The sequence below is a fragment of the Fundidesulfovibrio sp. genome (genome assembly GCF_058402725.1).
In genome coordinates, this window is record NZ_JBZVFJ010000121.1 from 1 (window position 1) to 12475 (window position 12475).

The following is a 12475-nucleotide window of genomic DNA, read 5'->3' on the forward strand; positions in this document are numbered from 1 at the left end:
GGGACGAGTGGGGCCACGGGGCGCTCGCGGTCCAGGCGGTCGCGCTCGCGGATGGCCTGCTCGATGGCCGCGAGGTCGGCCTCCCGGCCCATGCCCTCCAACTGGCGCACGCGGCGCAGGGCGCGCACGCGGGGGCTTGCGTCCAGGAAGAACTTGCGCCGCGCCTTGGGGAAGACCACCGTGCCCATGTCGCGCCCTTCGGCCACCAGGGAGGTCCCCAGGCCCAGGGAGCGCTGCACCTGAAGCTGGCGCGCGCGCACCTCGGGCCGCACGGCCAGCAGCGAAGCCCAGCGCCCCACCTCCTCCGTGCGCACCGCGTCGCCCACGGCCGCGCCGTTGCACAAGAGCTTGGAACAGTCGCCCACGCCCATGAGGCCGAAGACGATGCCCGGCAGCCTGGCCTCCAGCTCCGGTCCGGAGAGGTCCCACGCGCCCTCGCCCAGGGCCAGGGCCGTGGCCCGGAACATGGCCCCGGTGTCCAGGTAGGCGATGTCCAGGGCCTGGGCCGTCATGCGGGCCAGAGTGGACTTGCCCACCCCGGCCGGTCCGTCCATGGTGATGACAAGGGGTTCAGCCATGGCTCGCCAGCACCTCTTCCAGGGCCTGGACGAAGGCCCGGTTCTCCGGATCGCTGCCGATGGACACGCGCAGGCAGGCGGGCATGCCGTAGCTGGCCAGGGGCCGGATGATGATCCCCCGGGCCAGCAGAGCCTGAAAGACGCCCTGGGCGTCGACCGGCGGCGTGAAGAGGATGAAGTTGGCCATGGAGGGGCTGGGGCGGCAGCCCAGGCGCTCCAGTTCGACTTGCAGGTAGGCGCGTCCCTTGCGCACGGCCTCCAGGGAGGCGAGGCGGAAGTGGTTGTCCTCCAGGGCGGCCATGCCCGCGGCCTCGGCCAGCAGGTTCACGCTGAAGGGCAGACGCACGCGCAACAGGTAGTCGGCCAGCCAGACGGGCATGGCCCCGAAGCCCAGGCGCAGCCCGGCCAGTCCGTGCAGCTTGGAGAAGGTGCGCAGCACCGCCACGTTGGGCAGGTTGTCCAGCCTGCCCAGCACGGAGTGCTCCTCCTCGGGTTCGGCGAACTCCACATAGGCCTCGTCCACCACCAGGAGCGCCCTGGGGGGCAGGGCCTTGGCCAGGTAGGCCAGCTCGGCGGCCTTCACCGCGTGCCCCGAGGGGTTGTCGGGGTTGGTGACGAACACCAGGGCGGTGTTCTCGTCGCACAGGGCCAGAAGCTCCTCGAAGGGGAAGCTGAAATCCTCGCGCAGGGGGGCCTGTCGCATCTCCACGCCGCAGAGTTTGGCCTGGAGGCGGTAGATGCTGAAGCAGGGCTGGAAGGCCACCACGTTGTCCACGCCGGGGCGGGCCTTCACGCGCAGCATCAGGTCGATGATCTCGTCGGAGCCGTTGCCCGGCACGATGCGCGCGGGATCGACGCCGTGGAAGTCCGCGATGGCCCGCACGAGCCTGGGGTTGCCCGACTGGGGGTAGCGGAAGACGCTCTCGGAGCGGCGCGCGAGCACGCGGCGCACCAGCGGCGAGGCCCCCAGGGGGTTCTCGTTGCTGGCGAGCTTGATCACGTTGGCCAGCCCGTGGCGCTCCCGGATCTCGTCGATGGAAAGGCCCGGCGAATAGGGAGTGAACTCCAGCACTTCGGGGCGCAGCGTGTCGCGCGGGTCCATCAATCCTCGTCCTTGTGTTCCGGGCGGATGGTCAGCACCGGGCATTTGGAGCTTTTCACGATCTTTTCCGCCACCGATCCGAAGAGGATGCGGTCGATGCCGGTGCGGCCGTGGGTGCCCATGATGATCAGGTCGGCGTCCTCGTCCTCGGCCATGTTGAGGATCTCCTCGGCGGGATAGCCCACGAGCACCTTGCCGGTGGCGTCGGCGCCCTTGAAGTGGGCGTCGAGGTAGGCCTGCATGCTGGAGTCCGCCCCGGAGACGATCTCGCCCACGAAGGCCTCGATGGAGCTGGGCGGCACGTGGAAGCCTACGTACTGCGACAGCGACGGGGCCACGTAGACGCAGATCAGTTTCGCCCCCGTGCACCGTGCCAGCGACACGGCGTAATCGGCGAGCTTGGGGCTGTGGTCGGAGAAATCGACCGCGCAGAGAATCTTCTTGAAATCGGCCATGGCCGCCTCCAATGGTTCGCGTTGTCCGAACCCCGAGTGTAGCCGCACGGGGCGAGGATAGACAAGGGGTTTCCCCTGGACTACTGAGGGGAAAGGCTCGTTGGGGCGCCATGTGCGCCCGGGCCTGGAGTTTTGCCCGCTTCGGCCGATGGGGAAAGGGCACGGCGGCAAAAACTTCCGGGTGCAAAGATTCCTATTGTCCATGATTTCAAGCAGTTGACAAAATCCACGTGTTGGCAAGGGCTTTGCTTTGCAGAGCCAAGGAACACGTCAGGGCGAGGAGATGCGCCGATGAAGATTCAACCGGACCAGATCGTCCCCATCCAACAGACGGGAAAGGTTCAGTCCAGCAGGTCCACCCAGGCCGGGGGCTTCGGAGACATCCTGGCCAGGGAGGTGGAGAGCGGGCAGCAGGCGGCACGGACCGCCCCGCCCCCCCTGCTCTCGGGCATGGCGGGACTGACCCAGGCCATGGCGGCCCAGGCCGCCGCGCCGGCCGCCGGGGTGGCGAACGAAAGGCAGGCGGTCATGGAAAACGTGGACAGCATTCTCAACCAATGGGAAAAATATTCCGACGCCCTGGCCAGCGGCGGCTCCGCCCAGCTGCGCCAGGCCTACGGAACCCTCGAAACCATCCAGAGCGGCGTGAAAAGGCTCAAGGACGAGCACCCCGGCCTGGACGGGCACAGCCCGGAACTCTCTTCGCTGGTCAACGAACTGGATGTCCTGGCCGCGACGGAACAGATCAAGTTCAACAGGGGCGACTACCTCTAGCACGGGCTCGCCCCGGCCCTGACGCATCCGGTCCTTCAACCCGGGGCTCCGCCCTCCCACAGGGGGACGTGGCGGGGCCCCGGGGGACGACTTCCCCCCGCGCTCCCCGCGCCGCCTCCCGACACGCCGCGCCCCGCACCGTTTCGATACGCCGCGCCGTCGGCCGCATACGACCGCCACAGCACCATCCGCTCCATGGGGACAGCCTCCCAGCGCGCCGCATCCAGGGCCTCCAGCGCGGGACGCCACGCGGCATACGGGGCGGCTCCCCTGGCCCGGGCCACCGTGAGGTGCGCCGCGTACGCGCGTGAGGCGCGCGCGAAGCCCAGCGGCGCGAGCGCATCCTCCACCGACCGCGCCAGGAGCGCGCACTGCGGCCCGCCCAGGGCCAGCCCGGACCAGAGCACCCGGGGGGCGCCGCGCTCCGGGAACGTCCCGGCCCCGCCCGGGCGCAGGGTGAAGGCCTCCCAGGCCACGCCCTCCAGCGCCGCCTTCAGGGACGGGACGCTCTCCAGGGGCGTATCGCCCAGGAACTTGAGCGTCACATGCCACTCCCCGGGCCTGATCCAGGCGCAAGGGACCGGAACCAGAGGCTTCAGGGCGCGCGAAAGCTCCGCCAGGGCGTCCTGGCTGGCCTGTGGCAGGGGCAGGCCCACGAAGAGCCGCGCCGTCTCCATGGCGTCGCAGGCGTGACCGCAGTCCGGAGCGCGGGCCGCTCAGGCCCCGGTGTCCGGCCCGGAGTCCTGATCGTCCGGCGCCGCGTCGCCGCCGGGGGCGGAGGCGTCGTCCAGGCCGACCGGCATCTCGCCGCGCGGGGCGTGCGCCAGGGCGACGATGGCGTCCAGGACCTCCTCGGGGTCCTGGTGCTGGAAGATGTTGCGCCCCGCGCAGATGCCCGCCGCGCCGCAGGCCAGGGCCTCCTCCATGGCGGCCAGGAAGCGCTGGGCGTCTCCCCGGCCCGGGCCGCCCGTGACGAGCACCGGCGTGTCCGAGGACTCGATGGCCTCGGCGAAGCTGGCCGGGTCGCCGCCGTAGGGCACGCCCGTGAGGTCCGCGCCCAGTTCGGCGCCCAGGCGGATGCAGTGGGAGATGAGGCTCGGGTCCAGCTCGTTGACGATCTGCCCGCCCCGGGGCGCGATGACGGCCAGCACGGGCAGCCCGGCCTGGTGGGCCTCGTCGGCCATGGCCCCGAAGTCGGCCAGCATGCGGTCTTCCTGGTCGTTGCCCACGTTGATCTGCAGGCTCACGGCGTCCGCGCCCAGGCGCAGGGCCTCGCCCACCGAACAGACCACCGTGCGCCCGTAGGGCGGCAGGGCGTGCTTGGTGCCCCCCGAAAGCTGCACGATCAGCCCCATGCACGGCGGCAGGGCCGCCCCGTGCGCGCGGGCGGGGCCCTTGTTCAGGAGCACGCCCTGCACCTCGCGCCCGGCCACCAGGCCCAGGAGACGCCCCACGGCCTCCAGGCCGGGAAGCATGCCCTCGCCCACGCCGTGGTCCAGGGGGAGGATCACCGAGCGCCCGCTCCGGGGCGAAAAGAACCTGGACAGCCTGCGCCGGATGCCGGTCATGGAGAAGTCCTTGGTCTGGTCGTTGAAGGAGAAGAACCGGGGCTCCACCGGGGCGCTCCTGGCGGCCTGGCGCAGGCGGGTTCTTGGCATCACGTTTCGCATGGTTTCACCTCTATCTGTCGGACCACAGGGCGCGCGCGCCCTTCACGGCCAGAAATCCCAGTGGCAGCCCCCGAAAGGCCAGCCCCATGCGCGCCGCGCCGGGGGACACGGCCACGCTGCGGCCCTCCAGGAGCGCGCAGAGCACGGCCGGATCGTCGGCGTCCAGGCAGGGACCGGCTCCTGGCGGCGCGGCGAGCACCCGGGCGCGCCCCCACGGACGGAAGACGCCCCCCGAGAGCATGCCCAGGCGCTGGCCCTTGCGCCGGGGCGGCAGAAGGCCGCGGCCGCGCTCGGGCAGGAAGCACAGTTCGTCCTTGAAGGGCTCCAGCCAGCCCGGGGGCAGCGCCTCCCAGGCCAGGTCCGGGGCCAGGGAGGCCACCTCTTCCAGGCTCAGGGACTCGAAACCCGCCTCGCGCTCGCGGGGGCCTCTTTTCAGGGGCTTCTCCCTCCCGGCACAGGGGCGGGGCGGCCGCTCCCGGCAATCCCGCCTCGCCGCGCCGCGCGCGGCCCGGACCTGTGCCCGCCCCGCTTCCGCTTTGCAACGGGCCGGGATACGACCGGGCGCGCCGTCCTGAACCAGTCCGCCACCCTCTTCGGCGTCCTGGCCGGGTCGTCCGGGGGCCTGGGGCGACGCGTCGGCCCACGCCGCGCCGCCGGGCTTCACCAGGAGCGCCAGGTAGAAGCCCTGGGCCTCGGAGCCCTCGGAGTCCACGCGCAGCGTGCCCTCCGCGCCCGACAGCAGGGGCTCGTGGAAGGAAAACCCGGCGAAGGGGACCAGGGGCACAAGCTCCAGGCCCAGCTCCCGGACGGCCCAGAGGGCCTGTTCCTCGTTCTCTGCCACGTTGGTGGTGCAGGTGGAATAGAGAAGCCGTCCGCCCGGGGCCAGGAGCGTGGACGCCTTGGCCAGGAGCTCGCGCTGGAGCGCGGCCAGGGGCTGGGCCTTGTCCGGTGTCCACAGGTCGAGCACGCGGGGGTTCTTCTCCACGGTGCCCCAGCCGCTGCACGGGGGGTCCAGGAGGATGTGGCCGAAGGCGGCCTCGGGCAGGGGCAGGTCCTGGCCCTTCATGCCGGTGGTGGCGGCCTGGGGCAGGTTCATGCAGGCCAGGTTGCGGCGCAGGGTGGCCAGGCGGTCTGCCCCGGGCTCGTTGCCCAGCACGAAGCCGCCGCGCCCCGCGAGCTGGGCCAGGAAGGAGGTCTTGCCGCCGGGGCTGGCGCACATGTCCAGCACGGCCGCGCCGGGAGGCGGAGCCAGGGCCAGGGGGGGCAGCATGGAGGAGCGGTCCTGGATGTAGACCAGGCCGAAGCGCGCGGCCAGGGAGGCCCCCAGGGGGAATGGCTCTGCCGTCAACCGTCGGCAGAGGCCGTGGAAGGGCTCGGGCTCGAAATCGAACCCCTGGGCGCGCAGGAGGTCCTCCACGCGGGAAATCTCGGAGGCCTCGCAGACGAGGCGGAAGGAGCGTGCCACGCCCCGAGGATGGCCCAAGCCCACGCGCTTGGCAAGGCCCGTATCGCGTAACCTCAAGGCGTCGCGACGCGTCCCCCTTGCAGGGCCGGACGGCCCGGGCGGTCATGAATCTTTGTTCATGCCCGGCCATTTCGTCCAACACCTCGCCCCGCAAGGGAAAAGCCCGACACATTTCTTTTGCCTCGCTCATGGGTTAATGCTAACACCCAAGCCCGCCCGGCCAAGCCGGTGCGGCTCTCCCAAGCCAATGGAGGTTCCTGCATGATCCGCGTCCGCGTGGTGTTCCTGGCCTTTCTGGCCGTCATCCTGTCCGCTTCGGCCGCCATGGCCCAGACGAAATCCTTCGCCGTGCTCCCCTTCGTGATCAACGGCCCCGACCAGTACGCCTACCTCTCCCAGGGAGTGCAGGACATGCTGGCCTCGCGCCTGACCTGGCAGGGCAAATTCCAGCCTGTGGACCGCGCCGTGGTGGACCAGAAGGCCAAGGCCGCGCCCCGTTCCGAGGCCGACGCCAAGGCCGCCCTGGCCGCCCTCAAGGCCGACTACGTGGTCTTCGGCTCCGTGACCATCGCCGGGAGCGACGCCAGCCTCGACGTGAAGGTCATGGACTCCAAGGGCCAGGTGACCCCCAAGGCCACCCAGACCAAGCTCAACGCCATCATTCCGGCCATGGAGGGCGTGGCCAAGGAGATCAACACCCAGGTCTTCAAGCGCCTCGAGGCCCAGCGCGATCCCCGGACCGGCCAGCCCGTGGAGCAGGTCAACCAGATGAACCCGGCCTTCGTGGTCAACCAGACCGCAGAGAACCAGCAGACCTACCTGAACCCCAACTTCCGCTACGCGGGCAACTCCGACGCCGCCGGCTCCTGGCGCAGCCAGAGCCTGCCCTTCGCCGCCAACGGCATGGCCGTGGGCGACCTCGACGGGGACGGCAAGAACGAGATCGTGCTCTTCACCAACGCCGAAATCTACGTCTACCGCCACCAGGACCGCCAGCTCGCCCAGGTGGCCAAGCACGAAGGCTCCACCCGCATCACCAACGTGCGCGCCTCCATCGTGAAGAGCCCCTCGGACCGCCAGGCCCGCCTGGTGATCACCGCCCACTTCGAGCGCCTGCCGCTCTCGTCCGTCTACCGCCTGGAGGGCAACAAGCTGGTGCTCGAAGCCGAGCGCCTGCCCTGGTACCTGGCCACCGTGAAGCTGCCCCCCCGCTTCCAGCCCCAACTCGTGGGCTGCAAGGGCAACCAGAAGGAGCTCTTCGCGGGCGGCGTTTACGAGATGTCCTACTCCGGCGGCAAGCTCACGCAGGGCTCCAAGCTCAACGTGCCCAGCAAGGTCAACCCCTTCAACTTCGCCTACCTGCCTGAAGAGGCCGGCTACAAGCTCGTCTACGTGGACGACGGCGACCGGCTCAACGTGACCTCGGGCCGCAACGACGTGATCGCCAAGACCGAGGAGCAGTACGCCGGTTCCGGCCTGGGCATCGAGCACGACACCCTCATGGCCCCCGGCGCGTCGCCCAACGCCAACTACATGTGGTCCTACTACTACGTGCCCCTGCCCCTGGTCCCCGTGATCCTGGGCAAGACCCCCGAACTGCTGGTGAGCCGCAACATCTCCATCGCCTCCCAGTTCTTCGAGAACTTCCGCTCCTTCTCCCAGGGCGAAATCCACGCCCTGGCCTGGGACGGCGTGGGCATGAACCTCAAGTGGAAGACCCGCCGCATCAAGGGCACCATCATGGGCTACGACGTCGCCGACCTGGAGAACGACGGCACCCAGGACCTCATCGTGTGCATGAACACCTACCCCGGCCCCACCGGCCTGAAGAACCGCCGCACCCTGGTGCTGGCCTACCCGCTGGACATCAACTCCACCCAGCAGAGCGGCACCTACGGCAACATGGAGGAGGTGGGCAACTAGCCCGCCGGCGTTCACGGCGTGCTCGGACTCTATCTGGCCCAGGCCGTCAACTCCGGGTTGGCGCTGGGGGCCGTCTACGGGCTCATGGCCCTGGGCTTCGCCCTGGTCTACAATTCGAGCCGACTGATCAACTTCGCCCAGGGGGAGCTGCTCCTCCTGGGCGGACTTGTCCTTTTCAGCGTTTCCCAGGCCTTCCAGCTGGGGCCGCTCACGGCGCTCCTGGCCGCAGGGGCCTTCGGCTTCGCCCTGGGCCACCTGCTCTACGCCTCCACCCTGGGCGTGCTGCTCGGCGCGCAGCCGCTGCGCCAGCTCATGCTCACCGTTGCCGCAAGCCTCATCTGGCAGGGCGCGGCCATCCTCATCTGGGGCAAGAACCCGCTCAAGCTCGAACAGTTCATCGCCCTGCCCGCCTTCCGCATGGGGCCGCTGTTCCTCTCGGCCAACACCCTTACGTCCCTGGCCCTGGCCCTGGCCAGCGTGGCCACCCTCTCGGCCTTTCTCACCTTCACGCGGACCGGACGCGCCATCCGGGCCGTGTCCATGAACGCCCTGGCCGCGCGCCTCCAGGGCGTCAACCCCGTGCGCGCCCAGGCGCTCTCTTTCGCCCTCTCGGGCATGCTCGCCGCCCTGGCCGCCATGGCCATCGGCCCCCAGACCATGCTGCGCTACGACATGGGCTTCGGCCTGGGCCTGAAGGGCTTCGTGGCCGCCACCCTGGGGGGCTACTCCTCCCTCTCGCGCGTTTTCGCCGGGGGCCTCGCCCTGGGCCTCATCGAGGCCTGCCTGACCCTCAGCTTCTCCGCCGACCTCAAGGAAACCCTCACCTACTCGCTCCTGGTGGCCCTGCTGGTGTTCTCGCCCCTGGAGCGCGGCAGGCGCGAGAAGGTCTGACCATGCGCCGCCCGCTCGCACACCTGGGGCTCTTCCTGCTGGCCCTGTGCGCCGTGAGCGCGTTCCTGCCGGGCGTTGCCCTGCTCACGCTCAACCAGCACCTCTTCCTGGCCCTCAACGTGCTGGCCCTCAACTTCTGCCTTGGCCTGGGCGGCCAGGCCTCCATGGCCACCGGGGCCTTCTGCGGCCTGGGGGCCTACGCCTCGGTGATTCTCCACGCGCTCTGGCCCCAGGGCACCCTGCTCATCGTGCCCGGCGTGGCCCTGGGGGTCTACCTGCTGGCCTCGGCGGTCTCCAAACCCCTGGAGAAGCTGGGCGAGGGTTTCCTGGCCATGGCCACGCTCTGCCTGTGCCTGATCTTCCACAACCTCGTGCTCACTTTTTCCGGACTCACCGGCGGCTCCAACGGCATGATGGTCCCCGTTTCGCCCTCGCTCCCCCTGGTGGGGACCCTCTCGGGCGACCGCGCCAACTTCTTCGCGCTCATCGCGCTCATCGCCCTGGGAGGCTACCTCTTCCTGGCCCTGCGCGACTCCCGCCAGGGGCGCGCCCTCATGGCCTGCAAGGACGACGCCCTGGCCGCCTCCAGCTGCGGCATCGACCGGCTCTCCACCCGCGCCCTCTCCTTCGGCATCGGCGGGGCGCTCTCGGCCATGGCGGGCATGGTGCTGGCCAACTCCACTGGCTTCATCAGCCCCGGCCAGTTCGACCTGGGCCTCTCCCTCAAGACGCTGCTCTTTCTTGTGATCGGCGGCCCCGGTCGGCTCATCCGGCCCCTTGCCGCCGTGGTGGCGCTGGAGTCGCTCATCGCCTGGTTCCACCAGCTGGGCGACGCCACCGTGCTGGCCCACGGGCTCATCCTGGCCATCGCCCTGGTCGCCGGCTTCTGGCGGGAGACGGGGCGGCTTCGTATGTTGCCCCGCTAGCCGATCGCGTGTACTTCCTTCACAACCCTACACGTTCCGGAGGAATCATGCCGCGCTCCCTCTTCGCCCTGGTCCTGGCCCTCTTCTGCTTCGTCGGCAACGCAGCCGCCGCCGAGCCCATCCTGATCGGCGGCATCTTCGCCGAATCCGGCCCCACGGCCGAGATCGGCACGGCCACGCGCCTGGTGGCCGAGATGAAGCTCAAGGAAATCAACGCTGCGGGCGGCATCCTGGGCCGCCCCCTCAAGCTGGTGGCCCTGGACACCCAGTCCACCCCCGAGGTGGCCCTGCGCATGGCCCGCCAGCTGGTGGAATCCGACAAGGTGCTGGCCCTCATCGGCCCCACCTCCACCGGCGAGGGCATGGCCGTGAAGAAGTACACCGAGGAGCAGAAGGTCCCCGTGATCATGACCGTGGGCGGCGACGCCATCGTGGCCGGCGGCAAGTACGGCCCCTTCACCTGGACCTTCAAGGTCCCCCAGCGCACCAACACCGCTGTGGACAAGATCTACGCGCACCTCAAGGCCAAGGGCGCCACCAAGGTGGCCCTGCTCACCGCCAAGGACCCCTTCGGGCAGGACGGCCTGGACGCCCTCAAGGCCCTGGCCGCCAAGCACGGCATCACCCTGGTGGCCGAGGAGACCATCGACTCCAAAGGCGCGGACTTCTCCGCCGAGGCCTTCAAGGTGGCCATGGCCAAGCCCCAGGCCGTCATCGTCTGGACCATCGGACCCGCTGCGGCCATCGCCGCCAAGAACTTCGCGGACCTGCCGGGCGACAAGCCCCTGGTGGTTCAGTCCCACGGCATCGCTGGCCCCAACTTCCTCAAGCTGGCCGGGGCCGGGGCCGAAGGCGTGCTCATGCCCGCCACCAAGCTCATGACCGCCGCCACGCTGCCCGCCGCCGACCCCCAGAAGCCCGTCATCGACGCCTTCATGAAGGCCTACGACGCCGCCGGGCTCCAGGCCAAGTTCCCCATGAACACCCACTCCGGCTACGCCGCCGACGCCCTGACCCTGCTGGCAGAGGGCCTGAAAAAGGCCGGCAAGGCCGACCCCGCAGCCCTGCGCGACGCCCTGGAGCAGCTCAAGGGCGTGGTGGCCATTTCCGGCGTCTACAACGTCACCGCTGAAGACCACAACGGACTGGACACCGGCTCCCTGGTGATGGTCCAGGTCAAGGACGGCAAGTTCGTGGAAGCCAGGTAGACTCGTCCTCCTCAGGCTGATGCAAGCCCCGGCGGCCTTCCGGGAGCCGGTTTTTTTTAGTCGGAAGCTCCTGGGGACAGGCCGGAGCGCGCCCTGTCACGAGCACACCCCGCTGGATGCCGGGAGCCCCCCCCGAGCCGCCCGTGCGAGGCCTCGCGGCCGGGAGGATCGCCATGAGCCGCCTTGTCCTCGTCGACCGCGCGACTCTTCCGTGGCCGGTTCCTCCCCGCCCAAGGCGGCGTCCTGCAAGGCCGTTGACATTCCTGAGCATTCACGACAGATTTCCCGGACGATCGGCAGGCCACTCGTCGGCAGGGAGCACGCGGGACGGTCCCCGGGGCCTCCCTGGGGCGCCTGGCCGACGGACGGCGCCCCCCAGGAGCAAAGCCTTCCCCCGGGCCAGGTTCGCGCCCCCGAGGGGCAGATCACGCTTTCCCATCGCCGGGTCTGCGCACGGAGTCCGGACGTGCCTCAGTCGCTCCGCCCCGGCCGGTCGCACCCAAAAGGAGAGGCTTTCATGCGCTTACTGCTTGCCGAGCCCCGCTACTACACCTATGACCGCGCGCCTCACCTCCCCCTTGGCCCTGCCTATGTGGCCTCCACCCTGCTCCGGGCAGGGCACGAGGTGGTCGGCCTCAACGCCAACACCATGCCCGGATCGGCCGAGGACGTCGCCACGGCTGCCGTCCGGCTGGCCGAAAGCACAGGGTGCGGGGCCATCGCCATGGGCGGGCTGTGCACGACCTATCTGTTTCAGCGCGCTTTTTTCCGCACGGTAAAGGCCTTGTCGCCCGAAACCCTGCTCGTCACCGGAGGCAACCTCTTCTCGGCGGAACCGGAATTCTGCATGGAACAGTTCGGGGTCGACCACGGAGTGCTCGGCGAGGGCGAACTGACCATGCTCGAATTGCTGGACGCCCTCGACTCCGGCACCGACCCGACGCTGGTGCACGGCGTGGTGTCCGTTCGCGGAGGGGAGATCGTTCGCGCCCCGGCCAGGCCCGTCATCCGCGATCTCGACGCCCTCCCTTTCCCGAACAGGGAAGTCTTTCTGACCCCCGAGGAGATCGCCGCGTCCGGATTCGGGCTTCTCTATACAAGCCGTTCCTGCCCGTTTCACTGCACGTTCTGCTATCACCCCCCGGGGAGCGTCTACCGGAAGCGTTCCGTGCCCAACGTCATCGCCGAGATCAACGCCCTGCACGACGCCTACGGCACCACGAAATTCGGATTCGGCGACGAACTCTTCGCCCGGGACAAGGAATGGACCCACCGCTTCTGCGACGCCGTGGAGCGCCTGAGCTTCCTGCGGCCCTGGGGCTGCCAGATGCGGGCCTCCGACGCGGACCCCGACCTGCTGCGGCGGATGCGCCAGGCTGGATGCAGTTGGATCACCATGGGCTTCGAGAGCGGGTCCGACACCATTCTCAAGTCGATGAAGAAGAAGATCACCACGGCGGTCTCCCGAAAGGCCATCCACGCC

At 69.7% G+C, this 12475-nt stretch carries 12 protein-coding genes; 6 read left to right on the forward strand and 6 right to left on the reverse strand.

The features are described from left to right. The 3 genes from cmk to ACV4UX_RS14355 form a co-directional block, all read right to left on the reverse strand. A partial coding sequence (cmk, locus tag ACV4UX_RS14345; protein WP_491593961.1) for a (d)CMP kinase occupies positions 1-578 on the reverse strand: 578 nt, incomplete at its 3' end. Next, on the reverse strand, positions 571-1680 hold the full coding sequence (gene hisC / locus ACV4UX_RS14350) for a histidinol-phosphate transaminase (protein ID WP_491593962.1): 1110 nt from the start codon (positions 1678-1680) through the stop codon (positions 571-573). The genes cmk and hisC, both read right to left, overlap by 8 nt. Continuing rightward, positions 1680-2135: a universal stress protein gene (locus ACV4UX_RS14355; protein WP_173086092.1), complete on the reverse strand. Its 456-nt coding sequence runs from the start codon at positions 2133-2135 to the stop codon at positions 1680-1682. Before ACV4UX_RS14355 ends, hisC begins: the two co-directional genes overlap by 1 nt. A 291-nt stretch (positions 2136-2426) precedes the next feature. Here ACV4UX_RS14355 and ACV4UX_RS14360 point away from each other — a divergent pair, with 291 nt between their 5' ends. Beyond that, positions 2427-2909 carry a hypothetical protein gene (locus ACV4UX_RS14360; RefSeq protein ID WP_491593963.1) on the forward strand — a complete coding sequence of 161 codons (483 nt, stop codon included), beginning with the start codon at positions 2427-2429 and terminating at the stop codon, positions 2907-2909. Between the two features lie 35 nt (positions 2910-2944). On the opposite strand, the gene thpR is transcribed toward ACV4UX_RS14360, so the two are convergent. The 3 genes from thpR to ACV4UX_RS14375 are packed head-to-tail and all read right to left on the reverse strand — an operon-like array spanning position 2945 to position 6044. Beyond that, complete coding sequence (thpR, locus tag ACV4UX_RS14365) at positions 2945-3586, reverse strand: RNA 2',3'-cyclic phosphodiesterase (RefSeq protein WP_491593964.1); 642 nt, start codon at positions 3584-3586, stop codon at positions 2945-2947. 39 nt (positions 3587-3625) lie between these two features. Beyond that, a complete protein-coding gene (locus ACV4UX_RS14370) occupies positions 3626-4579 on the reverse strand; it encodes a class I fructose-bisphosphate aldolase (RefSeq protein WP_491593965.1) in 954 nt (317 codons plus the stop codon). 10 nt (positions 4580-4589) lie between these two features. Beyond that, positions 4590-6044: an NOL1/NOP2/SUN domain family protein gene (locus tag ACV4UX_RS14375; protein WP_491593966.1), complete on the reverse strand. Its 1455-nt coding sequence runs from the start codon at positions 6042-6044 to the stop codon at positions 4590-4592. Between the two features lie 261 nt (positions 6045-6305). Between ACV4UX_RS14375 and ACV4UX_RS14380 the strand changes: the two genes are divergently transcribed. The 5 genes from ACV4UX_RS14380 to ACV4UX_RS14400 all read left to right on the forward strand — a co-directional run. After that, entirely contained in the window at positions 6306-7967 is a 1662-nt protein-coding gene (locus ACV4UX_RS14380; protein WP_491593967.1) for a VCBS repeat-containing protein, read from the forward strand. An 18-nt stretch (positions 7968-7985) separates the two neighbouring features. Continuing rightward, positions 7986-8858, forward strand: a complete 873-nt coding sequence (locus ACV4UX_RS14385; RefSeq protein ID WP_491593968.1) for a branched-chain amino acid ABC transporter permease — start codon at positions 7986-7988, stop codon at positions 8856-8858. 2 nt (positions 8859-8860) lie between these two features. Beyond that, positions 8861-9784 carry a branched-chain amino acid ABC transporter permease gene (locus ACV4UX_RS14390; RefSeq protein ID WP_491593969.1) on the forward strand — a complete coding sequence of 308 codons (924 nt, stop codon included), beginning with the start codon at positions 8861-8863 and terminating at the stop codon, positions 9782-9784. Positions 9785-9831: 47 nt separating this feature from the next. Beyond that, positions 9832-10992 carry an ABC transporter substrate-binding protein gene (locus tag ACV4UX_RS14395; RefSeq protein WP_491593970.1) on the forward strand — a complete coding sequence of 387 codons (1161 nt, stop codon included), beginning with the start codon at positions 9832-9834 and terminating at the stop codon, positions 10990-10992. Between the two features lie 517 nt (positions 10993-11509). Continuing rightward, the coding region (locus ACV4UX_RS14400) for a B12-binding domain-containing radical SAM protein (RefSeq protein ID WP_491593971.1) at positions 11510-12475 on the forward strand (966 nt) is incomplete at its 3' end.